Here is a 22520-nt window from a genome sequence, read left to right on the forward strand (position 1 = left end):
CCCCCACCCGNCCCCCCCCCCCCCCCCCCCCCCCCCCCCCCCCCCCGCCCCGACAGCAAGTGAGCCTGCGCATGCGCCGCCCGCACCTCCCCGCCCGGCTCCCCCTGGACCCGTACGTCCTCGCCCTGCTCGGCACCGTCGGCCTCGCCGCCCTGCTCCCCGCCCGCGGCGCGGCCGCCACCGTCGCCGGCGCCGCCTCCACCGCCGCCGTGGCCCTGCTCTTCTTCCTCTACGGCGCCCGGCTCTCCACCCGCGAGGCGCTCGACGGGCTCCGCCACTGGCGGCTCCACCTCACCGTGCTCACCTGCACCTTCCTGCTCTTCCCGGTCCTCGGCCTGGCCCTGCGCGCCCTCGCCCCCGGCCTCCTGCCGCCCCCGCTCCAGAGCGGCCTGCTCTTCCTCTGCCTGGTCCCCTCGACCGTCCAGTCCTCGATCGCCTTCACCTCGATCGCCCGCGGCAACGTCCCCGCCGCGATCTGCGCCGGTTCCTTCTCCAGCCTGGCCGGCATCGTGCTCACCCCCCTGCTCGCGGCGGTCCTGCTCGGCGGCCGCACGGGCGGCTTCTCCGCCGACGCCATCCTCAAGATCACCCTCCAGCTCCTGCTGCCCTTCCTCCTGGGCCAGGCCCTGCGCCGCTGGACCGGCGGCTTCCTCACCCGCCACAAGAAGACCCTCGGGTACGTCGACCGCGGCTCGATCCTCCTCGTCGTCTACACGGCCTTCAGCGCGGGCATGGCCGCCGGCATCTGGCAGCAGGTGAGCCCCCTGCGCCTCGGCGCCCTGATGCTCCTGGAAGCCGTACTCCTCACCGTCATGCTCCTCGTCACCTGGTACGGCGCGGCACGCCTCGGCTTCGGCCGCGAGGACCGCATCGCCATCCAGTTCGCCGGGTCCAAGAAGAGTCTGGCCGCCGGACTCCCCATGGCCAGCGTGCTCTTCGGGGCCCAGGCCGCCCTCGCCGTGCTCCCGCTGATGCTCTTCCACCAGATGCAGCTGATGGTCTGCGCGGTCCTCGCCCGGCGCCGCGCCCAGGACCCGCGGCCCGAACTCCCCGCCGACCGTGTGGCGGAGGTCTCCCGTGCGGCCTGATCGCCAAGATCCCCGGGCCCGGTAACGTGCTGTGGTGACCTGGATACGCCCGCTCGGTGCCCACGCCCAACGCCCCTGCACCCTGGTGGTCTGCCGCGGCTGCTGCTGCGGCGACCCCCGCAAGAACCCCGGCTCCGACCACGCCGGCCAGCTCGCCCGGCTGCGCGAGGCCGCGGCCGCCTCCGCGGGCCGCCTGGCCGTCCGTACGAGCGACTGCCTCGGCCCCTGCGCCCAGGCCAACGTCATCGTGGTCCAGCCCACCACCGAGGCCCGCCGCCGCGGCGCCCGCGCGGTCTGGTTCGGCTGGGCCCTCGACGACACCGCCACCGACGAGATCATCGCCTGGGCCGAATCCGGCGGCCCGGGCGCCACCCCGCTCCCGGCCACCCTGGACCTTCACCGCATCGACCCCCCGGCCCCGAAGCCCCCGGCCGACGCCGGCCGCCGCTCCCGCCGGGGGCGCTGACGTGCGCGACCACAACCTCGCCCGGACGGTGACCATAGTGCTCGGCGTGCTGTTCGGTGTGCTGTTGCTGTCGGCCCTCGCCTTCGGCCTGTTGGGCGGCAGGTCCTCCCCGGCGCTGACGGAGGCGGACGTCATCGGCACCTGGCAAGGCGACCGCGGAGCCCGGCTTGAGGTGACGCCCGACGGCCGGGCCCGCCTCTCGGACGCTTCGGGCTGGAAGTGCGCACGGGGAGAGAAGCTTGGAGTGTTCACCGGCGATGGCCGATGGACCCTCGGACACCTCCCGGACGAGGACCCGGGCATCCGGGTCGAGTTCAGCCCCGACGGGATGCCCGCGGTGCAGGAGTGCAACGACTGGTTCCTGCTCCACGGCACCGGCAGGGAGGGGGCAGCCGGCGGCGAGGTGTGGGCCACCTTCCTCAGTCGCGACGGCAGCGCCGCGGAGCGGTTCCGGCGCGCCCCTACAGGGTGATCCGCTCCTCACCCGCGTAGATGTTCATGTCCGGGCCCCGCAGGAACCCGACCAGGGTCATGCCCGACTCCACCGCCAGGTCCACCGCCAGCGAGGACGGCGCGGAGACCGCCGCCAGCACCGGAATCCCCGCCATCACGGCCTTCTGAGCGAGCTCGAAGGAAGCCCGGCCCGACACCAGCAGCACCGTGCCCGTCAGCGGGAGCCGTCCCGCCTGCAGGGCCCGGCCGACGATCTTGTCCACGGCGTTGTGCCGGCCCACGTCCTCCCGCAGGTCGAGCAGTTCGCCCTCGGCCGTGAACAGCCCCGCCGCGTGCAGGCCGCCCGTACGGTCGAAGACCTTCTGGGCCGCTCGCAGCCGGTCCGGGAGCCCGGTCAGGACCTCCGCGGGCACCCGTACCGGATCGGTGGCGGTCCCCGGGAAGCGGGTCGCCGTCCGGACCGCGTCGAGGCTGGCCTTCCCGCACAGGCCGCAGGACGAGGTGGTGTAGACGTTGCGCTCCAGCGTGATGTCCGGCACCGGGACCCCGGCGGCCAGCTGGACGTTCACCACGTTGTAGGTGTTGGAGCCGTCCGCCGTCGCCCCCTCGCAGTACGTGACCGCCTGCAGGTCCGACGCTTCAGCGAGCACCCCCTCGCTCACCAGGAAGCCCACCGCCAGGGCGAAGTCGTCGCCCGGTGTCCGCATGGTGATGGCCAGCGGCCTGCCGTTCAGACGTATCTCCAGCGGCTCCTCGGCCACCAGGGTGTCCGGGCGGACACCCGCCCCGCCGTTCCGGATCCGGACGACGCGACGGCGCTCGGTGACCCGTCCCATGGTGATCAGCCCACCCCTTCTGTTTCTCGCCGATGCCCGACGTACTCATTCTCCCGGTTCCGCATCCGACCTGGTCCCGGGCAGGGAGCTCCTCGGGAAGCTCCAAAATCCGGGGCCGGAATCCTGTTGGGTCACGTGCATATGTACCCATCGGTAGCAGGCGAAGCTGGGTGATCCTGACTTGCCTACGAGGGGGGACCCCGCCCATGACCGGTTCACGAGTGGTGGCGCTAGGGCACTACCAGCCCGCGAAAGTGCTCACCAACGAGGACCTCGCGGCCATGGTCGACACCACCGACGAGTGGATCCGCTCCCGCGTCGGCATCCGCACCCGCCACATGGCCGGCCCGGACGAGCCCGTCGACGAGCTGGCCTTCCACGCGGCCGGAAAGGCGCTGGCCGGCGCCGGCCTGACCCCGGACGACATCGACCTCGTCCTGGTCGCCACCTCCACCGCGATCGACCGGTCGCCCAACATGGCCGCGCGCGTCGCCGCCAAGCTGGGCATGGGCGGCAGCCCCGCTGTCATGGACATCAACGTCGTCTGCTCGGGCTTCACCCACGCCCTGGCCACCGCCGACCACGCCATCCGGGCCGGTTCCGCCACCCGCGCGCTGGTCATCGGCGCCGACAAGATGACCGAGATCACCGACTGGGCCGACCGCACCACCTGCGTCCTCACCGGTGACGGCGCGGGCGCGGCCGTCGTCGAGGCCTGCGACGAGCCCGGTATCGGTCCGGTGCTGTGGGGTTCGGTCCCGGAGATGGGCAACGCGGTCCGGATCGAGGGCTCGCCGCCGGTCTTCGCCCAGGAGGGGCAGTCCGTCTACCGCTGGACCACCAGCCAGCTCCCGCCGCTCGCCCGCAAGGTGTGCGAGAAGGCCGGCATCGTGCCCGAGGACCTGGCCGCGGTCGTCCTCCACCAGGCGAACCTGCGCATCATCGAGCCGCTCGCCGCCCGGATCGGCGCGGTCAACGCCGTCGTCGCCCGCGACGTCGTGGACTCCGGCAACACCTCGGCGGCGAGCATCCCGATGGCCCTGTCGAAGCTGGTCCAGCGCGGTGAGATCCCCTCCGGCGCCCCGGTCCTGCTCTTCGGCTTCGGTGGCAACCTCTCCTACGCGGGCCAGGTCATCAGCTGCCCGTGACGCCTTCCGCGACCGCTCCCCGCGCCGCCCGCGCGGCGGGGGAGCGGGCACCCTCGGCGATCACCGCGCCGACCATGACGACCGCCAGGGCCACCAGCTGGCCGGCTCCCGTCCACCGCGTCCCCACGGGCACCGTGGCGAGCGCGAGGACCAGGGCTGTGGCGCGGTAGCGGGCCGGGCCGATGCCCAGCGCCGCACGGAAGACCAGGTTCCCGGCCAGGTACAGGGCCACCCCGCCGGCCAGCGCGACCGCCGGACCGGTGTGCAGGTGCTCGCCGAGGTGCCCGATCGTCTTCTTCACGCCGGCCGCGAAGACGGCGATGCCCAGCAGCACCGGCAGGAAGGCGTAGTAGTACGCCGCCATCGCCAGCTTGAAGCGCCGGTCCGGCGGCAGCTGCGCGAAGACCTCCTCCGCCCGGCCCTCGTCGCGCACGAAGTACATCCACCACATCGCCGACGCGATCGTGAGCGCCAGGAACGTGCCGCCCGCGATACCGGCGGACAGCGGCAGCGACCCCACCCCGATGCCGATCGCGATCACGGACTCGCCGAAGACGATGATCAGCAGCAGGCCGTGCCGCTCCACGAGGTGCGCGGCGTTCATCCCGCCGAGCTGGTCGCCGACCGTCTGCTCGGGCACCTCCGGCTCCGCCGCGGCCCCGCTGGCCGCGACCCGCTGCACGACCATCGGCGTCACGAACTGGAGCAGCAGCGCCAGCAGCCACAGCCCCCAGGCCGGCAGCCCGTCGAAGAACCCGGCGGCCGTCACCGCCAGTGCGCACAGCACGTTGGGCAGCGCGAACCACAGCACGCCGCGGCCGTGCGCCTGCGTGAACAGCGCGCCGTGCACCAGGACGACCAGCAGGTAGCCCAGGCCGAAGGCGACACCGCCCGCGCCGAAGGCGGTGGGCACGGCCAGCGCGCACACCATGAAGGCGCCCATGGCGAGCATCAGGAGCACGCGGCGGACGGTGCGGTCGGGCGGCACCTGGTTGGTCAGGTGCGCGTAGCCCCCGTACATCCAGAACAGCACGGTGAAGATGAGCAGGACCTGCCCGGCGCCCCTCGGGGTCAGGTCGTCCGCCAGCAGCACCGTCAACTGCGTGATGGTGAAGACGAAGACGAGGTCGAAGAACAGCTCCAGCGTGCTGACGCGGTGCTCGGTTTCCATGCGCGGCTCCCCCCGGATGTGTGCCCGGCCATCCGACCGCCCCTGGCCCACCGCTGTCCACCCGGATCCCCACATCCGTAGCCCGGCCCGCGGCGAGACGCGCCGTCCCGTCACCCTCGGATCGGACATGCCCGCAGGTCAGCCCGGCGTGGCGGACCACGGCCGCCCGGATAAGTGGTCGGAGCCGCGCCGATCCTTTGCTATTGTTGTCCATGTCGCCGCGGGAAACCGGGGCCGACCACCGGTCCGGGTGGCGGAATGGCAGACGCGCTAGCTTGAGGTGCTAGTGCCCTTTATCGGGCGTGGGGGTTCAAGTCCCCCCTCGNGGGTGGCGGAATGGCAGACGCGCTAGCTTGAGGTGCTAGTGCCCTTTATCGGGCGTGGGGGTTCAAGTCCCCCCTCGGACACCAGCAAGAGCCCCACACATCCTGTGGGGCTCTTCTTCGTGTCGGCCCGGCTCCACTTCTGACGTTCTTACGTGCCCAGGACCACCAGGCCGGTGGGGCGGGTCAGGCTGCCCGGGGTGACCGCGGTGAAGGTGTGGGGGAGGGAGAGGCGGGGAGTGGCGCCGTCCGGGGCGGCGTCGAAGAGGTAGGCCGCCCCGGACGTGGTGTCGCTGACCAGGTGCGGGCCCCGGGGCGCCGCAGCGGCCTCGGCGAGCGGGGTGCGGAAGAGCCGCCGCAGGTGGCGCAGGGTCTCCGGGGTGACCGGGGCCCGCACCGGCCGCGGCTCGGGCGGCCCGGCGGGTGCCGAGCCGGGCTCGGCGGCGGCGGCCGCCGGCTCCGGCGGGTCCGGGGGGATCGCACCGGTCAGGAGCAGCGCGAGGAGGACCGGAACGGCCTTGCGGCGCAGCGTCCCTGTGGCCGAGCGCAGCCGGTGCGCATGGGTCGCCGGCAGGGACAGCGCGAGGCTCCCCGCGGCGCCGCCCGTGGCGATGGGAACGGCCGAACAGACCACCCCGGGGGCGTATTCGAGCAGGTCGAAGACGGGGGAGCCCGGGGCCACCGCGTCCAGCGCCGTGAACAGGGCCCGGCTGTCGGTGATGGTCTGCGGGGTGAGCCGGGCGGGCCGGTGCCGGGCCACGTGGTCGGCCCGGCGGTCGTGGTCGAGCTGGGTCAGCAGGCACTTGCCGACCGCGCTGGCGTGCGCGGCGTCCCGGAAGTCGACCCACTCCCGTACCGGTGGGGTCGCCGGCCCGGCCGCCATCTGCGTGATGTGCACCTCTCCCCCGGCGTACCGGCTGAGGTACACCGCGGCGCCCGCACTGTCCCGGGCCAGGGCGAGGGTGCGCTGGAGCTGCCCGGCCAGGCCCTGCCCGCCGGGGGCGGCGAGCCGGTCCAGGGCCGGGCCGCGCCCGTACACCCCCGCCCCCGGCCGGTACGCGTACTCCTCCTCGCACAGCATCGCCAGGAGCGGCGGCAGCTCCGCCTCCGCGAGGCCCGACTCCCGGGCGAGCTGGGCGGCCCGGACCCCCAGCGGGTGCCGCTCCAGCACGCGTACGACGGCCAGGGCGCGGCGTGCCTCCGCCAGCGCCTCGCCGGTACCGCCCTGTACGACGGTTCCGCGGGCCGCGGCCGTCAGCGCGGGGTGGCGCAGCGGCCCGGCGGCCGGCCGGACCGCCGCCACCGGCGCCACGACCGTGGCGGGCGGCGGCGGCAGGAACGCGCCCAGCGCCCCCGACAGCCCGGCCCTCGGCAAGGGCACGGGCCCGAGGTCGGGATCGTCCCACTGCTCGACGTAGCGCAGGACGGCGGCCTGCGTGCACAGCCGGATCTCGCGCAGGTCGCGCCGGCCGCTCGGCCGGAAGCCGCGGTGGCCCAGCTCGCGCGCCCAGTGCCGGGCGTCGTGGTGCTCGCCGCGCCGAGAGTGGTCGAGGAAGAGGCAGTAGGCGGCCGCGGCGGCCCGTGCGCTGCCGGACGCGGCGGCGAACTGCCACCAGAACCGGGCGCCTTCGCGCATCCCGGCGAGGTGCAGCAGGCAGCCGAAGACGACGGCGCCGCTCAGGTCGGTGCGCAGGTGGGTGAAGGCGTCGAGGTGCGTGGCGGCGTCCGGCGCGCACACGGAGGCCAGGCAGATCGCCTTGAGGTCGCGCCGGGCCCGTTCGGCGTCGAGCGGCCGGTCCCGGACCGGGTCGCTCCAGCCGTGGGCCGCCCGGCGCCGGGCCCGGTGCGGGACGGCCGGGTGCGGTGTGGCGCGCAGCAGCCGGGCCTCGGCCGCGCCGAGGTCGTAGTGGCGGTAGCGGTCGCGGACGCCGGCCCGGGCGAGGAACTCGGCCAGGGAGCGGGGAGCCGGGTCGCCGTCCGGCCGCTCCAGCCGGTCGCGGCGCCTCATGACCCGGCTGGTTCGGCCGGTTCCGCCGGATCGGCGGAGGTGTCGAGCAGCCGGGCGAGGCGCCGGTGGGCCTGGCCGAGCTGGGAGCGGACCGTGGCCTCGTCGACGCCCATCACGGAGGCCGCCTCACCCGGGGTGCACTGCAGTCCGTACCGCAGGAGCACGGCGTCGCGCTGGCGCTCGGCGAGCCGGGAGACGGCGGAGTAGAAGCGGATGGTGTCGGTCAGCACCTCGTACTGGTCGGCGTGCGCCTCCTTGAGGGCCGCCTCGAAGGCGCTGATGTCCGTCGGCTCGGGCTCCTGCTGCCACGGGTGGAGCCGGTGCTGCCGGTCGACCAGGCAGTGCTTGAGGACGGTCCACGCGTAGGCGTCCAGACGGTCCATGTGGAGCATCCGCAGCCAGTCGCCCATGATCGAGTCGAAGGTGGCGTCGACCGCCGCCTCGGCCGCCGCGTCCGAGCCCAGCTGCAGATACGCGAAGCGCATGTACGCGGGGCGCCGGTTGGCATGGAAGGCCCAGTACGACAGCCGTGCCGTCGGGTCCCACTGGCTCATCGGCGTCGGCCGCCTACGCCGGCTCGGCAGTCCCACGGCCCCACCGGACTCCTCCGGTCCGACATCGCTCACGGCTCCACCTCATCCCCTGGTGCGCAGAACAGGAAAGCAGCGTGGGCGCACTACGGGGGCGCAGAGAAGAAACCTGGGAAGCAATGCGTCGCGGATGATCGAACCGTGATCGTTCCCGATCGGGCGAGGCGCCAGCCAGCACGTATGCATATGCCGCCTGCCGGTGCCGCGTGTCGCCGGCTGTATCACCGGCCCGCTCTGCTGTCGTCTCACCGGCCGGGCCTCCGGTCGGGCGCTGGGCCGCCCCGCTGTACCATGGGCCCGATCGCGAGGGCCGTGACGCAGAGGTCACTGTCCTCGCTTTTGCTTTACGTCCACCCGAGAACAAATGCGGCGCGTGGCCTTTCGGCGGTTCGATACGATGACCGCACTCACAATCCGTGACGTCACGTTGCACCGCACATAGGAAATGGAGCATCCGAGGATGGCTCGACACCTGATCACCAGCGCGCTTCCGTACATCAACGGGATCAAGCACCTGGGCAACATGGTCGGGTCGATGCTTCCGGCGGATGTGTACTCCCGGTACCTCCGCCAGCGCGGCCACGACGTCCTGTACATCTGCGCCACCGACGAGCACGGCACGCCCGCCGAGCTCGCCGCCAAGGAGGCCGGTATCTCGGTCGCCGAGTTCTGCGCGCAGGCCCACGACGCCCAGAAGGCGGTCTACGACGGCTTCGAGCTGTCCTTCGACTACTTCGGCCGCAGCTCCTCGCCGCAGAACGCCGAGATCACCCAGCACTTCGCACGCCGCCTCCAGGAGAACGGCTTCATCGAGGAGCGGGCGATCCGGCAGGTCTACTCGCCCGCCGACGGCCGCTTCCTCCCGGACCGCTACGTCGAGGGCACCTGCCCGCACTGCGGCTACGACAAGGCCCGCGGCGACCAGTGCGAGAACTGCACCCGCGTCCTGGACCCCACGGACCTGATCGAGCCGCGCTCGGCCATCTCCGGATCCACCGATCTGGAGGTCCGCGAGACCAAGCACCTCTTCCTCCTGCAGTCCAAGCTGCAGCACGAGGTGGAGGCCTGGGTCGCCGAGCACGAGGAGGAGTGGCCGCAGCTGGCCTCCTCGATCGCCCGCAAGTGGCTGACCGAGGGCCTGCACGACCGCGCCATCACCCGTGACCTCGACTGGGGCGTCCCCGTCCCGGCCGACACCTGGCCCGATCTGGCGGCCGAGGGCAAGGTCTTCTACGTGTGGTTCGACGCCCCGATCGAGTACATCGCCTCGACCAAGGAGTGGGCGGACGCCGACCCGGCGAACCGCGACTACAAGGCGTGGTGGTACGAGGCCGAGGACGTCCGCTACACCCAGTTCATGGCCAAGGACAACGTCCCGTTCCACACGGTCATGTTCCCCGCCACCGAGCTGGGCACCCGCGAGCCGTGGAAGAAGGTCGACTACGTCAAGGCCTTCAACTGGCTGACCTACTACGGCGGCAAGTTCTCCACCTCGCAGAAGCGCGGCGTCTTCACCGACCAGGCGCTGGAGATCCTCCCGGCCGACTTCTGGCGCTACTTCCTCATCGCCAACGCCCCCGAGTCCGACGACTCGTCCTTCACGTGGGAGCACTTCGCGGCCACCGTCAACAAGGACCTCGGCGGCACCCTCGGCAACTTCGTCAACCGCGTCCTGACCTTCTCCCGCAAGAAGTTCGGTGACGAGGTCCCGGCCGGCAGCCCCGCGGGCGAGGCCGAGGCGAAGCTCGGTGAGCAGATCGCCGAACTCCTGGCCGAGTACGAGGGCCACATGGACACCCTGCAGTACCGCAAGGCGGCGGCCGCGCTGCGCGCCCTGTGGTCCGCGGGCAACGCCTACCTGGACGAGAAGGCCCCCTGGCTGGAGGTCAAGACCGACCTGGAGGCCGCGGCGCTCACCCTGCGCACCGCGATGAACCTCATCCACCTCTACTCGGTGGTCTCCGAGCCCTTCATCCCGGCCTCGGCGCGCGCCATGCGCTCCGCGTTCGCGCTCGCCGACGACACCGCCGTGTGGGTGACCCCGGAGCAGGCCAAGGCCCTGGACGCGGTCCCGGCCGGGACCCCGTTCACCGTGCCGCCGGTGCTCTTCGCCCGGGTCACCGAGGAGGACCTGGAGTCCTACCGCGAGCGCTTCGGCGGCACCGAGGCGAGCTGACACGTGGCGGCGGACCGCCGTTCCACCGACCGGAAGGGGCGCGACCGCGGGGTCGCGCCCCTTCCGGCGTGCCCGGACGTACGGCGGCGGCCGGGCTCAGCCGCTCAGCCCGCGGCGCGGGTGAAGGTACGGACGGCGGTGTCGAAGTGTTCGCGGGACTCGGCGGTGCGGCCGACCGGGGCGGAGACCCAGACGTCGTAGAGCCGGCCGTCCTCCTCCCAGCAGAGGTCACGGGTGTGCCGGGGGCCTTCGGCCGCGGAGAAGCCGTTCCAGGTGAACAGCCACAGGGCGGCGTCGCGGCCGTTGTGCGTGCTTGACGAGACCTCGGCGTCACGGTAACCGGGGTTGTTCGCCGGCCCCTTGGCGTGGGAGCGCTGGTGCACGGCGAGCGGCCCTCCCGGCTCGGCTGCGGACACCTTGATGCCGATACGGAAGGTCTCGTCCGGCGACATGTAGAAGATCCGCGGGCCGTCGGCCCTGCGGGTGAAGCCGTGGGGGACGGCGAGGGCGAAACCCGCCGGATCCTGGACGACGCGGAAGCCGGCGGGGGCGGCCTTGCCGTCGGACGACGGACCGGTCCGCTCGCCCGGCGCCGACGGCACCGGTGCGGGCGCGGAGACCTGCGCGCCCGGTGGAGCGGCCGACGGTGCGGCCGGTGCGCCGCCCGTGGGGCTGCTCGTGGCCGCGGGCCGGTCGGCGCGGTCGGCCGGGTCGTCCTGGTTCATCAGCAGCGCCGCAGCCGACGCACCCGCGCCCACGACCGCGGCCACGAGCAGGCCGGCGATCAGTGCGGCACCCGGCCGTCGCCGTGCGGAGGCGCCGGCGCCGGCCGGCTGCGCGGTCACGGGTGCCGTCTGCGCCACGGGTCGCGCCGTCGGGGCCGGTTCGGTCGGGGCGGGTTCTGTTCCGGACGGTTCTGTTCTGGACAGTCCTGTTCCGGACGGTTCCGTCCTGGCCGGGGGCGCCCCGGTCGGTTCGGTCCGGGTCTGCGGCGGCGTCCGGAACGGTGTCGTACGGGATGGTGTCGTAGGGGACGGCGCCGTCCGGGACGGTGTCGTCCGGGCGTCGGGCACCTCGGGGACGCTGCGCCGCGTCGGCGCGTGGCCGCCCGCCGACGTGGCCAGGGCCCGCAGCATCTCCTCCGCCTCGTCCGCGCCGAGCCGCGCGGCGGGGTCGCGTTCCAGCAGCCCCCGCACCACCGGCAGCAGCGGCCCGCACGCGGCGGGAGGCCGGATCTCGTCATAGACCACCGCGTGCAGCACTCCGCCGAGCGAGTCCCGCCGGAAGGGGGACACCCCGCTGACGGCCGCGCACAGCAGGGCCCCCAGCGACCACAGGTCGGACTCGGGCCCGGCCGGCGACTGCGCCGACATCCGTTCGGGCGCGGTGTACTCGGGAGACCCGACGAACGCCCCGGTCGCGGTCAGGGTCGTTGCCCCCGAGACCTGCGCGATCCCGAAGTCCGTGAGGACGGCCCGGCCGCCCGGTGCCTCCAGCAGGACGTTGGCCGGTTTGATGTCGCGGTGCAGCACCCCGGCCGCGTGCGCGGTCCGCAGGGCGCCGAGCAGCGCGATGCCGATGGCGGCGGCCTCGGCGATGTCCACCGGCCCGGTCCGGGCGAGCCGGTCGGCGAGGGAGCCGCCCTCGACCAGTTCCATGACGATGCACGGCCGTTCGCCGTCCGCGACGACGTCGTGCACCACGATGATGTGGGGGTGCTTGACCTGCGCGGCGGCGCGGGCCTCGCGCAGGGTGCGTTCCCGCTGGAGCCGGGCCTCGTCCGGGGACAGCGCCGGGTCGAGCGCCATCTCCTTGACGGCGACGCTGCGGCCGAGCAACTGGTCCGTGGCGCGCCACACGACACCCATGCCGCCGCGCCCGAGCCTGGCGTCCAGTCGATAACGCCCGGCGATCAGTCGGGCGTTCTCCCCCTCGGTCAGCATGGCGACATCATGCCGCATCGCCGGAGGGCTCGTGCGCCTCGGGCGCGGCGGTGGATCTCCACCGGTCCGCCGCGTGTCGAAGCCGGGCCTTGATCGTTTCTTCAGACGTAGCCCTCATGTCTGCTGCGGAATCGGAGGACGCGCGGTGACCGCTTGGCAGTACTTCGCCGGGGCGGGTCTGGTGGCGGCGCTCTGTCCGCTGCACGGCCACGTGGCCGTTGCGGGCGACGGCCCCGGCCGCGGCGCGCGCGTCGACCTGTGCGTGCCCGCAGGCCAGCCGAAGCGGCCCGGCGTACCGCCCTCCGGCCGGCCCTCGGTGCGGGTGGCCGTACCCGGCGCCGACGCCGGGCTGACGGTGCGCCACCCCGGGTGGGCCCCCCGGCCCGGACGGCCCGCGGTGGTGCTGCCCGGGCCGTCGGAGCCGTCGGGCGCGGCCGGTCCGGCGGAGACTTCCGCCGGGGCGGAGGCGGCGGCATCGGCTGTGCCCGCCGAGCCGCCGCCGCCCGCGCCGGGTCCCGGGGCGGCTGCCGGGCCGGTGCCGGCCGAGGCGCCCGCCCCGCCCCGGGCCGTGGCCGCCGCCGCGCCCGTGAGCGCCTTCCACGTGCGTCCGTACCGTGCGGTCGCCGTCGAGCGGCGCGGCCCGGGCGGGATGTCCACCGTGATGCTGATGGTCGTCGTCACCACCCCGGCCGTACTCGCCGCAGCCGCCCTGCGGCCCCGCTCCAGGAGCCGCGGCTGACCGCCGCACCTCCGTCCGCCGCCGCCCGTCCGCCGTACCTCCGTCCGCCCACCGATCCACACCGGGAGAATCCACGTGTCCGAATGGCTGGTCCTGGCCATTGCCATGGTGCTCGTCTGCGCCCTCGTCCTCGCCATCACGGCGATCCGGCACCGCCGGGCCGCCGCCGACGAGGACACCAGCGAAACCCCCGACGTCATCGAGTACATGACGATGATGGTGGGCGTGGTCTACGCGATCGTGCTGGGCCTGGCCATCGCGGGCGTATGGGAGGCGCGCGGCGCCGCCGAGGACAGCGTGCGCCGGGAGGCCCAGGCCCTGTACGAGGTCACCCAGCGCTCCGACGTCTACCCGGCCGCGGTCCGCGACCGGATCCGCGGCGAGGTGGACGCGTACGTCTCCCACACCGTCGCCGTGGACTGGCCGCTGCTGACCTCCGGCGAGAGCGCGTCGGCCGAGGGCGGCGAACTGCTCGGCAGGCTCCGTACGTCCGTCACCCACCAGAGCCCGGCCACCGAGCTCCAGGCCCAGGCCTACCAGCCGCTCCTGGACCACATCGCGGCCGCCGACGAGGCCCGCCACTCGCGGACCCAGAACTCCGAGTCGACGCTGCCGGGCGTGGTGTGGTTCGGGCTGCTGGTCGGCGGGGTGGTCACCGTCGGGCTGATCTTCACGCTGCAGATCCGGCGCTCGGGCCGGGAGCTGCTCCTCGCGGGGCTCTTCAGCGCGCTGATCGTCTTCCTGCTGTTCATGGTGTGGAGCTTCGACGCGCCGTACGGCCGGGACGGCATTGACTCGGCCGGCCCGTTCCAGGACCTCTTCCCGAAAACGGCGGTGACCGCCGCCCGCTGACCGGCGACACCGCCACCGTCGGTGTGAACCTAGACGGCCACCTGTCGGCGGACCGCCTGCACCACCGGTGAGCGGCGCAGGGCGTCGGAGATGCGCAGGAGGTCGCGGGGGCCGTCGGAGGCGGCCGGCAGGGTCTCCTCGTCCTCGCCGTTGATCCTGCCTTCGGGGTCCGCGGAGCGGGCCCGTACGGCGGCCGCGACCATGGCCGCGTCGGCGACCGCGCGGGCGGTCTCCTCGTCGGCCCCGTCGGCGACGGCGCAGTCGTAGGCGTCGTCGCGCAGGCCCTTGTCGAAGTAGGGGCCGAGGTGCAGGAACCCGTCGTGGATGTCGGACTCCCGCTGGATCACGCGCAGTTCCGCCGCCGTCCACCACGCCATCTGTACGGAGGGCGTGCCGACGGGGGCGGAGATCTGCACCTCCTGCCACAGCGCGCCGAGCCGGCGGTACGTCGCCCAGGTCTGCCAGTGGTCCGACAGCCGCTGGCAGACGAGCGGGACCACGAAGCCCATCGCGCTGATCAGCGCGCCCAGCGAGGCCAGCGGGGGAGCCACGTAGGTGCTCAGGCCGTCGAGGTCGTGGCCGAGCCAGCGGGCGACGACGGCGGACATCTTCGTGGCGTCGTACCCGAGGTTGAAGATGTAGCCGGCCACGATGATCATCAGGCCGACCCGCAGCCAGCCGCGCACCTGCAGCGACCAGCGCCAGCACAGGACCACCATCACCACCGCCGCCACGTGGTGCGCCAGCAGGTAGAGGGCGATCATCTGGCCGACGTAGGGCGTGTTGGCGTAGAAGGTGTCGAAGTCCCGCAGGCGTTCCTCGGGGGTCTCGCCGAGGGCGAAGAGCACGATCAGGGCCACGATCACGATGCTGTAGCCGAGGATCCAGCGCCGCGACACGCGCCGGGTCTGCTCCGGCGGGCCGCCCCGCCAGTTGACCATCAGGACCAGGCAGGAGGCGCTGAAGGCGGTGATCAGGCAGTACACCAGCGGGGCCGAGAAGTTGGCGATCCCGGTCCAGCGGTTGACCGCCGCGATGGTCGGCGGGGCGGCGAAGGCGAACACCGCCCCCGCCAGGGTCAGCAGCGCGACGACCGAGCGCAGGAGCGGGTCGCGCCAGTTGTGCCGCAGGGCCGGCAGCTTGAAGGCGAGGGAGATCGCCATCGCTGCTGCCGGTATGTAGTAGTCCTCACCGGTCAACGGTCGTTCCTCAGTCCCCGGTAGCCCAGCGAGGCCTCGATCCGGCCGGCCAGGTCGTCGCGCTGGACCGGAGGCCGATGGCTCGCCGACCCGGCCAGCCAGTTCCGGCAGCGGCTGCTCAGCAGTAAGCCGAAGGTCTCGGCCTCGGTCTCCTCCTGGACGTCGGCGCGCGTGCGCGCGGCGACGCGGCGGACCGTCTCACCGATGTCGGCCTCGTCGGACAGCAGCCGCGCGGCGACGGCGGCGCCGTCGACGTGGTGGCTGCAGTGGCCGGCCTTCATGTGCCACAGCTCGTGCCCCAGGATGACCAGTTGGTGGTCGGGTGCGGTGCGTTCCTCGATGACCACGAGATCGCGGTCCGCCATGTCGAGCCACAGACCGCTGGCCGTCCGGGGCGGGAACGAAGCCATCCGGAAGTCGACCCGGCGGCCGCGGTGTCTGCTCATGCCCTCACAGAGGGCAGCGTAGAGGTCCACGGGCTCCACGGGTGCGGTCAGCCGGATGCCGGCCACCAGCTCCCCGCACAACCGCCGCTGCTCTCTGCCTATGCTCACCGTTCTCCCCGTCGGCGCGGATCCGGATCAGGACTCAAGGATCAGACCCAGACTTTCGACTGGGTCAGGATTCATTCGGTTTGACGCTTTCGAGGAGCATGTCCAGCCATTCGGTCACCTTGTCCCGGTGCTTGTCGCTGGGCAGTTGGGCGGCGCGCCAGGCGATGCCCCGTACACCGTGGTTCTGCAGGAGTCTTGCCAGCGGATCGCCCGCCGATGCGGCCGCGGCCGGTACGGTTTCCCGCGCGCGCCCCGCGTAGTCCTGGAGCAGCTGCTGCTCGGTCCGCTGGAGCGCGTCGGTCAGGGCGTCGGCGTCGTGGGCCGTGAGGAAGCCCGCGTGCACCCCGAAGAAGCGCTGGATCGCGTCGCAATGCTCCATGGTGGGGCGGCGGTCGCCGTTGATGAGGGCCCCCGCCTGCTGCCTCGACATGCCGGCGCCGTCCGCGATCTCCTGCTGCGTGTAGCGGCGTCCGTTCGGCTTGACGCGGGTGCGCCGGAGCAGGTCGAGCCGCTGCAGGAAGCGGGCCTGGAGGTCGGGTTCGCCGGCCGGCCTGCCGTCGAGCAGGGTCTTGACCACATCCGTGGGCACGCCCGAGGCCTCCGAGAGGCGTCGCAGGTCGAAGACCTGGTTCAGCTCGCGGCCCATCTTGCCCGCGAGTTCGGCGACGCGGGTGATGGTCGCTGCCAGGGGTGCGTCGGCCACCGCGACGGGAGCCGGGAAGCCGTCTGTCACCAGTGGTTCTCCTAGATCGCGCGAAGTCGGTACGGCACATGGTCGGCTTCTGGAATCTAGCCGTTCTCGCCCGGAAGGGCTAGAACGTGCCACAGCTGTGGCGGGAATGAGCTGTCAAGAGGCTGGAATTGCCACAATAGTTGACACTCGAATGAAGTCGGTAGCAGGATCGCCACACGGAAATGAAGATCCAGACCGGAGGAGGGGGAGCTCTCAGTGCCACATCTTGCAGCGGTGGGCCCGTCCGATGGCCTCGCCCGAGCCGGTGAGGAACGCCTGGCGGGCGAGGAGTCCGCGCGTGGCGCCGTCCGCTCGGAGCGACGCAAGGAGATTTTGCGCCAGCGCCGCGAGGAGCTGGGGCTGAGTCAGGAGGACCTCGCCGCCCGGCTGCGCATCAGCGTGCGCGCGTACGGCAACTGGGAGCGCGGGCTCGTCAAGGAATGGACGGACCGCAAACTCCTCGCCCTGGCCGAAGCCCTGGAGATGAGCGAGCGGCAGTGCTTCTGGCTCTTCCGCGTCATGGTCGACCGCGATCCGCCGCCCACGTGGCGCGCCTCCGACGAGAACCGGCTCCCCGAGGACCCGGCGCAGCGCGACTACCTGTGCGACTACGCGGCCCTCATGGAGGCCGTGCCCTACCCGAGCTTCCTCGTGGACCACCGGTGGGACGTCGCCCTCACCAATTCGGCCTTCGACCAGCTCTTCCAGACCGTACGGCCGCACCCGACGGCCCTGCCGGACGACAACTTCCTGCGCTTCGTGCTGTTCCACCCGGACGCGGCGGCCGTGCTGGAGGACCACGAACCGGGCTGGTGCGTACCCCTGCTCGCCCGGTTCGCGGCCGCGCTGGCCGAGGCCCCGGAGGACGAGGGGCTGTGCAGCATCCGCCAGGAGGTGGCCCGTGACCCGTTCATGGAGGCCGCCTACCGCTACGGCGTCCCCCACTGGCTGAGCCGGCGCGGGCCCGAGGCCGCCGAACCGGACGGAGCGGTGCGCACCGTGCGCCACCCCGACCCGCGGTGGGGCTTGGTGCGCTGCCGGATGGTGGCCGAGACCAGCCGCATGCTCGACGAGATGGGACTCACCCGGATCACCCTGATCCTGTCCGGGCCGCAGGGCGTGCCGACGGGGCCGCCCCGGGGCCTCTCGGCCATTCCCCAGCAGCAGGGCGCCCGGCTGCGCGCCGTGCCGTCGCTGGGGGAGTGACCGACCGGAGCGGACCGGCCGGGGCAGACTGGTCGGGACGGACGGCTGCCGGACGTCCCGTGCCACCGATCGTGTCCTCGATCGTGGCACCGGCGACATCGGCATCCGTGTCCGTCATCCGTACCGGTATCTGCGCGGGCGAAGGGCGGTAGGGGCGTGCGGCTGACGATCCTCGGCGGAGGCGGCTTCCGGGTACCGCTCGTCTACGGCGCCCTCCTCGGCGACCACGCCGAGGGGCGGGTCTCCCATGTGACGCTCTACGACGAGGACCCCGCGCGGCTCGCCGCCATGAGCCGCGTCCTCGCGGACCGGGCCGCGGCCGCCGCAGTGTCCGACGCTCCGCCCGTCACGGCCACCCGGGACCTCGACGAGGCCCTGCGCGGGGCCGACTTCGTCTTCTCCGCCATCCGCGTCGGCGGCCTCGAAGGGCGCGCCGCGGACGAGCGCGTCGCCCTGGCCGAGGGGGTACTGGGCCAGGAGACGGTCGGCGCGGGCGGGGTCGCGTACGGACTGCGGACCGTTCCCGTCGCCCGGGAGATCGCCCGCAGGATCGCCCGTACGGCCCCCGGGGCCTGGGTCATCAACTTCACCAACCCGGCCGGCCTGGTCACCGAGGCGATGGCCGAGGAACTCGGCGACCGGGTGATCGGCATCTGCGACTCGCCCGTGGGCCTCGGACGGCGCATCGCCCGGCTGCTGGGGGCCCGGCCGGAGGAGGCGTGGATCGACTACGTGGGTCTCAACCACCTGGGCTGGGTACGCGGGCTGCGCATCGGCGGCCGCGACGAACTGCCGCGGCTGCTGGCCGATGCCGAGGCGCTGGAGTCCTTCGAGGAGGGCAGGCTCTTCGGCGCCGAGTGGCTGCGCTCGCTCGGCGCGATCCCCAACGAATACCTGCACTACTACTACTTCAACCGTGACACCGTACGGGCGTACCAGGCGGCCGGACAGGCCGGACAGACCCGCGGGGCCTTCCTGCGCGACCAGCAGCGCGGCTTCTACGCCGAGGCCGGCCGGGCCGGGCTGCCGGCCGGCGCGGCCCTGGCCGCCTGGGAGAGGACGCGGGCCGAGCGCGAGGCCACGTACATGGCCGAGAACCGCGAGGCGGCCGGGGCGGGCGAGCGCGACGAGAGCGATCTGGAGTCCGGGGGCTACGAGAAGGTCGCCCTCGCTCTGATGCGGGCCATCGCCCGGGACGAGCGGGCCACGCTGATCCTCAACGTCCGCAACGGCTCGACGCTCTCCGTCCTGGACGCCGGGGCCGTCATCGAGGTGCCCTGCCTGGTGGACGCGAACGGCGCCCACCCGATGGGCGTCGAGCAGCTTCCGCTGCACGCGGTCGGGCTGGTGACGGCCGTCAAGGCGGTGGAGCGCGAGGTCCTGGCGGCGGCCGCGAGCGGTTCCCGGGCCGACGCCGTGAAGGCCTTCGCGCTCCACCCGCTGGTCGACTCCGTGACCGTGGCCCGGCGGCTGCTGGACGGCTACACCGCGGCCCATCCGGGCCTGGCGTACCTGCGCTGAGCCGCCCCGCGGGTCCCCCCGACGGCCCAGCGCCGCATGCGGGGCCACGACCGGGCTGTGAGAGTGCGAGATGTGACCACTGCCCCCGCCGCGGCCGCCGCGCCCCCCGTGCTCGACCGGCGGCGGCGCAACGTCGTCTTCGGCACGATCATGCTGGGCGTGCTCCTGGCGGCCCTCGACCAGACGATCGTCGGGACCGCCCTCCCGACGATCGTCGGGGACCTGGGCGGCGGGGACCACATGTCCTGGGTGGTGACCTCCTACCTGCTCGCCGAGACCGTGGCGACGGTCCTGGTCGGCAAGTTCGGTGACCTCTTCGGCCGGAAACTGATCTTCCAGATCTCCGCCGTCGTCTTCATCAGCGGTTCCTTCTTCTGCGGCCTGGCCGGCAACATGACACTGCTGATCGTGTGGCGCGGGGTCCAGGGCGTCGGCGCCGGCGGCCTGATGGTCACCGCGATGGCACTGATCGCCGACGTCGTGCCGCTGCGCGAACGCGGCAAGTACCAGGGCATGATCGGCGCCGTCTTCGGCGTCGCCACCGTGATCGGACCACTGCTCGGCGGCTTCTTCACCGACCAGCTGACCTGGCGGTGGTGCTTCTACGTCAACGTCCCGATCGCCATCCTGGTGGTCGTCGCCGCGGCGAAGACGATCCCGTCGGTACGCGCCTCGGGCAAGCCGGTGATCGACTACCTCGGCATCACCCTGGTGGCGATCGGCTCCAGCGCCCTGATCCTGGCCACGAGCTGGGGCGGCAACGAGTACGCGTGGACCTCGCCCGTGATCATCGGCCTGTTCGCGGGCGGTGCGGTCGCCCTCGCCCTGTTCTGCCTGGCCGAGACGCGCGCCGCGGAACCGATGATCCCTATGCGGCTCTTCCGGAACCCGGTCTTCGCCGTGTGCTCCGTGCTGAGCTTCGTCGTCGGCTTCGCCATGCTCGGCGCGCTGACGTTCCTGCCGACCTACCTCCAGTACGTCGACGGCGACTCGGCCACGATCTCGGGCGTCCGCACCCTGCCCATGGTCTTCGGCCTGCTGCTCGCCTCCGTCTTCAGCGGCAACGTCGTCAGCAGGACCGGCCAGTACCGGATCTTCCCGATCGTCGGCAACGCGGTCATGGGCGTCGGCCTGTACCTGCTGGCGCAGATGCAGCCGGGAACCAGCACGCTGCTGGAATCGCTGTACATGTTCGTGCTCGGCGTCGGCATCGGCCTGTCCATGCAGGTGCTGACGATCGCCGTGCAGAACACCGTCGACTACGCCGACCTCGGCACGGCCACCTCCGGGGTCACCTTCTTCCGTACGCTCGGCAGCGCCTTCGGGACCGCCGTCTTCGGCACGATCTACGCGAACCACCTGGGGCCGTCGCTGGAGGAGGCGGTCGCGGAAGCGGCACGCGCCACCGGGGAGGACCCGGCGGCACTGGCCGAGGCCGTTTCGACCCCGCAGGGCGTGCACCGGCTCGATCCGGCCGCCGCGACCCCGGTCGTCGAGGCGTACGCGGAAGCCCTGCAGACGGTGTTCCTCTGGACCGTGCCGGTGGCGGTGTTCGGCTTCGTCGTGGCGCTCTTCCTCAAGCAGGTCAAGCTGCGCGACACCGCCCGCGCCGGCTCCACGGACATGGGCGACGGCTTCGGCTCGCCGGCCACGGCCTCGGGGGACTCCGCCAAGCTGCTGGAGCTGGCGGTCGGCAAACTCGTACGGAACATGGGGGCGGACACGGCACGCGCGATCGTCGAATCCTCCGACACCCGGCTGGACATCGCGGGCGCGTGGACGGTGATGCAGGTGGAGCTGATGACGAGGACGATCGGCTACTCCAGCATCGGCCTGGTCGCAGGCCGGCGTTCGCTCCCGCCGGAGGTGCTGCTCCCGGTGTTCGACCGGATGGTGGAGGAGGGCTTCCTCAGCCGGGAGGGATCCTTCTTCAGCCTCACGCCGGCCGGGCAGCGGGAGGCCGACGTCATCTCGGCCGCGTGGGCCCAGTGGCTCGGCGACCAGCTGGAGAAGGACCGGGGCCGGCCGCGCAGCGCCGAACTGCGGGTCGCGGCGGACGCGATCGCGAAGCGGCTGCTGGCCGAGGACCTGGGCGACGGGAACTTCGCACCGAGGGTGGTCGTGCGGCATTAGGGGTGTCGTGCCGATCAGGCCGGGCCCGGGAGTTGAGGCCGCCGGGGCGGAACTACCGGTGGCCGCCGGACGTCCCTCTGTTCGAAAGCATACGAACATGGGGGGCGACCAACATGGCCACCAATGCGGGACTGACCATCACGCTGGCCGAGGAGATCATGCTGCTGTCCCTGGACGACGAGTCCGGGACGCAACGGCAGCGTCAGTCGGTGGCACCGGCTCTGTCGGGGGCGATCCTGATCGAACTGGTGCTGGCGGAGCGGGTGTCCGTCTCGGGCAAGCACATGGAGCTCAGGAGCACCGAGCCCACCGGGGATCCGCTGCTGGACGGCCGGCTCCGGCTCATCGAGCCCTGGCTGCGGGGCCGGCGGCGCCGGATGAGGGACTGGCTGACGAAGGACTACATGAAGGTGGCCGGTCCCGTGCTGGAACGCCTCGGCGAGCGCAAGCTGGTGGCGCAGCAGGTGCACAAGGTGCTGGGGGTGTTCCCCCAGCGGCGCTACCCCGAGGTGGACGGCACGGTCGAGCGCGCCCTGCGTGAGCGACTGGCCGCGGTCGTCCTCGGAGGCGTGCAGCCCGATGAGCGCACGGCGGGCCTCATCGCCGTGCTCCACGCGGCGAAGCTGCACCGCCTGGCCTTCCCGCAGCACAGCCCAGGCGCGGTGAAGCGCCGGATGGCGGAGATAGCCGAAGGCCAGTGGGCGGCCGAAGGCGTCCGCGCGGCCATCCGCGACATGCAGGCCGCGATGGTGATGATGACGGCGGCCACGGTCGTCGCCGTCAGCTGAGTCATGTCGCCGGGGCGTCGGCCGCCGGGGCGGCGGGTGCCCCGGCGGCCAGGACTGCGCCCGGCGCGGCCGAGGAGGTCAGCGGAACTCGTGGGTCACCTGGATGCGGCCGACGATGTGGGAGTTGAACTCGGCCAGCTCCTGAGCCGGGACCCACAGCTCGAGGATGGTCCGCCCGCCCGCCTGCTGTACCGGGTAGCGGCTCAGGAACTCCGACTCCACCTCGAAGCGGGTGACGAAGCCGACGCCACTGTGCTTGACGTTCCAGTCCCGGGCGATCCGTACCGCGTAGTCCTCGTTGAGGACCGGGTAGAAGATCGGCTGCTCCGGCAGCCGGGGCGGCCAGGCACGCCACCCCAGCTCGCGGACCAGGGCGAGCTCCTCCGGGCCGGTGGGGCGCCACAGGGTCGTCGTCAGTCGCAGGCCGGTCATCGGGATCGCTCTCTCGTCGCGTGGCGGACCGCCGATGCGGCAGGCCGGGAGGCCCCGACTCTAGTGCTGTGGCCGGAAAGGTTCACCGGGTCGCGACGCCCGGCACGGCACCTCGCCGCGTTGTCAGACCGCGCACGTACGTCCGGTACGAGCCGCGGCCC

At 72.9% G+C, this 22520-nt stretch carries 19 protein-coding genes and 1 pseudogene; 11 read left to right on the forward strand and 9 right to left on the reverse strand.

The window, feature by feature from the left end; genetic code table 11:
• Positions 1 to 71: 71 nt before the first annotated feature.
• The 3 genes from AAT21_RS29095 to AAT21_RS29105 are packed head-to-tail and all read left to right on the forward strand — an operon-like array spanning position 72 to position 2026.
• On the forward strand, positions 72 to 1088 hold the full coding sequence (locus AAT21_RS29095) for a bile acid:sodium symporter family protein (protein WP_046779919.1): 1017 nt from the start codon (positions 72 to 74) through the stop codon (positions 1086 to 1088).
• A 34-nt stretch (positions 1089 to 1122) separates the two neighbouring features.
• Positions 1123 to 1554, forward strand: coding sequence for a hypothetical protein (locus AAT21_RS29100; protein ID WP_107081421.1), 432 nt, complete (start codon positions 1123 to 1125; stop codon positions 1552 to 1554).
• A 1-nt stretch (position 1555) separates the two neighbouring features.
• The gene (locus AAT21_RS29105; RefSeq protein WP_046779920.1) at positions 1556 to 2026 is read left to right on the forward strand and encodes a hypothetical protein; all 471 of its coding nucleotides are present in this window, start codon (positions 1556 to 1558) and stop codon (positions 2024 to 2026) included.
• Here the strand turns inward: AAT21_RS29105 and fdhD are convergent.
• A complete protein-coding gene (gene fdhD / locus AAT21_RS29110; protein ID WP_046779921.1) occupies positions 2016 to 2843 on the reverse strand; it encodes a formate dehydrogenase accessory sulfurtransferase FdhD in 828 nt (275 codons plus the stop codon). The genes AAT21_RS29105 and fdhD overlap by 11 nt on opposite strands.
• A 206-nt stretch (positions 2844 to 3049) precedes the next feature.
• On the opposite strand from fdhD, the gene AAT21_RS29115 reads away from it, so the two are divergent.
• Positions 3050 to 3991 (forward strand): beta-ketoacyl-ACP synthase III, encoded by a 942-nt coding sequence (locus AAT21_RS29115; protein ID WP_046779922.1) that lies wholly within the window; start codon positions 3050 to 3052, stop codon positions 3989 to 3991.
• Here AAT21_RS29115 and AAT21_RS29120 read toward each other — a convergent pair.
• The 3 genes and pseudogenes from AAT21_RS29120 to AAT21_RS29140 form a co-directional block, all read right to left on the reverse strand.
• Positions 3978 to 5162, reverse strand: coding sequence for a low temperature requirement protein A (locus AAT21_RS29120; protein ID WP_046779923.1), 1185 nt, complete (start codon positions 5160 to 5162; stop codon positions 3978 to 3980). The genes AAT21_RS29115 and AAT21_RS29120 overlap by 14 nt on opposite strands.
• 810 nt (positions 5163 to 5972) lie before the next feature.
• Positions 5973 to 6692, reverse strand: a pseudogene (locus AAT21_RS35010) (IclR family transcriptional regulator domain-containing protein); the annotation flags it as partial.
• Positions 6693 to 7489: 797 nt separating this feature from the next.
• Positions 7490 to 8119 (reverse strand): sigma-70 family RNA polymerase sigma factor, encoded by a 630-nt coding sequence (locus tag AAT21_RS29140; RefSeq protein ID WP_235439257.1) that lies wholly within the window; start codon positions 8117 to 8119, stop codon positions 7490 to 7492.
• Between the two features lie 424 nt (positions 8120 to 8543).
• Between AAT21_RS29140 and metG the strand changes: the two genes are divergently transcribed.
• Positions 8544 to 10259, forward strand: coding sequence for a methionine--tRNA ligase (metG, locus tag AAT21_RS29145; RefSeq protein ID WP_046779925.1), 1716 nt, complete (start codon positions 8544 to 8546; stop codon positions 10257 to 10259).
• A gap of 104 nt (positions 10260 to 10363) precedes the next feature.
• On the opposite strand, the gene AAT21_RS29150 is transcribed toward metG, so the two are convergent.
• Entirely contained in the window at positions 10364 to 12202 is a 1839-nt protein-coding gene (locus AAT21_RS29150) for a serine/threonine-protein kinase (protein ID WP_046779926.1), read from the reverse strand.
• A gap of 145 nt (positions 12203 to 12347) precedes the next feature.
• Here AAT21_RS29150 and AAT21_RS29155 point away from each other — a divergent pair, with 145 nt between their 5' ends.
• Positions 12348 to 12941, forward strand: coding sequence for a hypothetical protein (locus AAT21_RS29155; RefSeq protein ID WP_046779927.1), 594 nt, complete (start codon positions 12348 to 12350; stop codon positions 12939 to 12941).
• Between the two features lie 75 nt (positions 12942 to 13016).
• Positions 13017 to 13793, forward strand: coding sequence for a bestrophin-like domain (locus AAT21_RS29160; RefSeq protein WP_046779928.1), 777 nt, complete (start codon positions 13017 to 13019; stop codon positions 13791 to 13793).
• A gap of 29 nt (positions 13794 to 13822) precedes the next feature.
• Here AAT21_RS29160 and AAT21_RS29165 read toward each other — a convergent pair whose 3' ends face one another.
• From AAT21_RS29165 to AAT21_RS29175, 3 genes are all read right to left on the reverse strand, one after another.
• Positions 13823 to 14992: an MAB_1171c family putative transporter gene (locus tag AAT21_RS29165; protein WP_046779929.1), complete on the reverse strand. Its 1170-nt coding sequence runs from the start codon at positions 14990 to 14992 to the stop codon at positions 13823 to 13825.
• A complete protein-coding gene (locus AAT21_RS29170) occupies positions 14989 to 15546 on the reverse strand; it encodes a hypothetical protein (protein ID WP_030962910.1) in 558 nt (185 codons plus the stop codon). The genes AAT21_RS29165 and AAT21_RS29170 overlap by 4 nt, the downstream gene beginning before the upstream one ends.
• 64 nt (positions 15547 to 15610) lie before the next feature.
• Complete coding sequence (locus tag AAT21_RS29175) at positions 15611 to 16279, reverse strand: helix-turn-helix domain-containing protein (protein WP_046779930.1); 669 nt, start codon at positions 16277 to 16279, stop codon at positions 15611 to 15613.
• Between the two features lie 234 nt (positions 16280 to 16513).
• Between AAT21_RS29175 and AAT21_RS29180 the strand changes: the two genes are divergently transcribed.
• The 4 genes from AAT21_RS29180 (at position 16514) to AAT21_RS29195 (ending at position 21927) form a co-directional block, all read left to right on the forward strand.
• Complete coding sequence (locus tag AAT21_RS29180) at positions 16514 to 17485, forward strand: helix-turn-helix domain-containing protein (RefSeq protein WP_235439258.1); 972 nt, start codon at positions 16514 to 16516, stop codon at positions 17483 to 17485.
• A 156-nt stretch (positions 17486 to 17641) separates the two neighbouring features.
• Positions 17642 to 19006, forward strand: a complete 1365-nt coding sequence (locus AAT21_RS29185; RefSeq protein ID WP_046779931.1) for a 6-phospho-beta-glucosidase — start codon at positions 17642 to 17644, stop codon at positions 19004 to 19006.
• A gap of 36 nt (positions 19007 to 19042) precedes the next feature.
• Complete coding sequence (locus AAT21_RS29190; RefSeq protein ID WP_046779932.1) at positions 19043 to 21139, forward strand: MDR family MFS transporter; 2097 nt, start codon at positions 19043 to 19045, stop codon at positions 21137 to 21139.
• Between the two features lie 113 nt (positions 21140 to 21252).
• Positions 21253 to 21927, forward strand: coding sequence for a GOLPH3/VPS74 family protein (locus tag AAT21_RS29195; protein ID WP_052758031.1), 675 nt, complete (start codon positions 21253 to 21255; stop codon positions 21925 to 21927).
• Between the two features lie 78 nt (positions 21928 to 22005).
• Here AAT21_RS29195 and AAT21_RS29200 read toward each other — a convergent pair whose 3' ends face one another.
• Positions 22006 to 22359: a hypothetical protein gene (locus AAT21_RS29200; RefSeq protein ID WP_046779933.1), complete on the reverse strand. Its 354-nt coding sequence runs from the start codon at positions 22357 to 22359 to the stop codon at positions 22006 to 22008.
• Positions 22360 to 22520: the final 161 nt, after the last annotated feature.

It is taken from the genome of Streptomyces yangpuensis (genome assembly GCF_001005295.1).
Taxonomy (GTDB): Bacteria; Actinomycetota; Actinomycetes; order Streptomycetales; family Streptomycetaceae; genus Streptomyces; species Streptomyces yangpuensis.

Bases quoted from the DNA above. Each gene is read 5' to 3' on its own strand.
- AAT21_RS29095 (WP_046779919.1), top strand. From the start codon at position 72: ATGCGCCGCCCGCACCTCCCCGCCCGGCTCCCCCTGGACCCGTACGTC.
- fdhD (WP_046779921.1), bottom strand. From the start codon at position 2,843: ATGGGACGGGTCACCGAGCGCCGTCGCGTCGTCCGGATCCGGAACGGC.
- AAT21_RS29115 (WP_046779922.1), top strand. From the start codon at position 3,050: ATGACCGGTTCACGAGTGGTGGCGCTAGGGCACTACCAGCCCGCGAAA.
- AAT21_RS29120 (WP_046779923.1), bottom strand. From the start codon at position 5,162: ATGGAAACCGAGCACCGCGTCAGCACGCTGGAGCTGTTCTTCGACCTC.
- metG (WP_046779925.1), top strand. From the start codon at position 8,544: ATGGCTCGACACCTGATCACCAGCGCGCTTCCGTACATCAACGGGATC.
- AAT21_RS29150 (WP_046779926.1), bottom strand. From the start codon at position 12,202: ATGCTGACCGAGGGGGAGAACGCCCGACTGATCGCCGGGCGTTATCGA.
- AAT21_RS29190 (WP_046779932.1), top strand. From the start codon at position 19,043: ATGCGGGGCCACGACCGGGCTGTGAGAGTGCGAGATGTGACCACTGCC.
- AAT21_RS29195 (WP_052758031.1), top strand. From the start codon at position 21,253: ATGGCCACCAATGCGGGACTGACCATCACGCTGGCCGAGGAGATCATG.
- AAT21_RS29200 (WP_046779933.1), bottom strand. From the start codon at position 22,359: ATGACCGGCCTGCGACTGACGACGACCCTGTGGCGCCCCACCGGCCCG.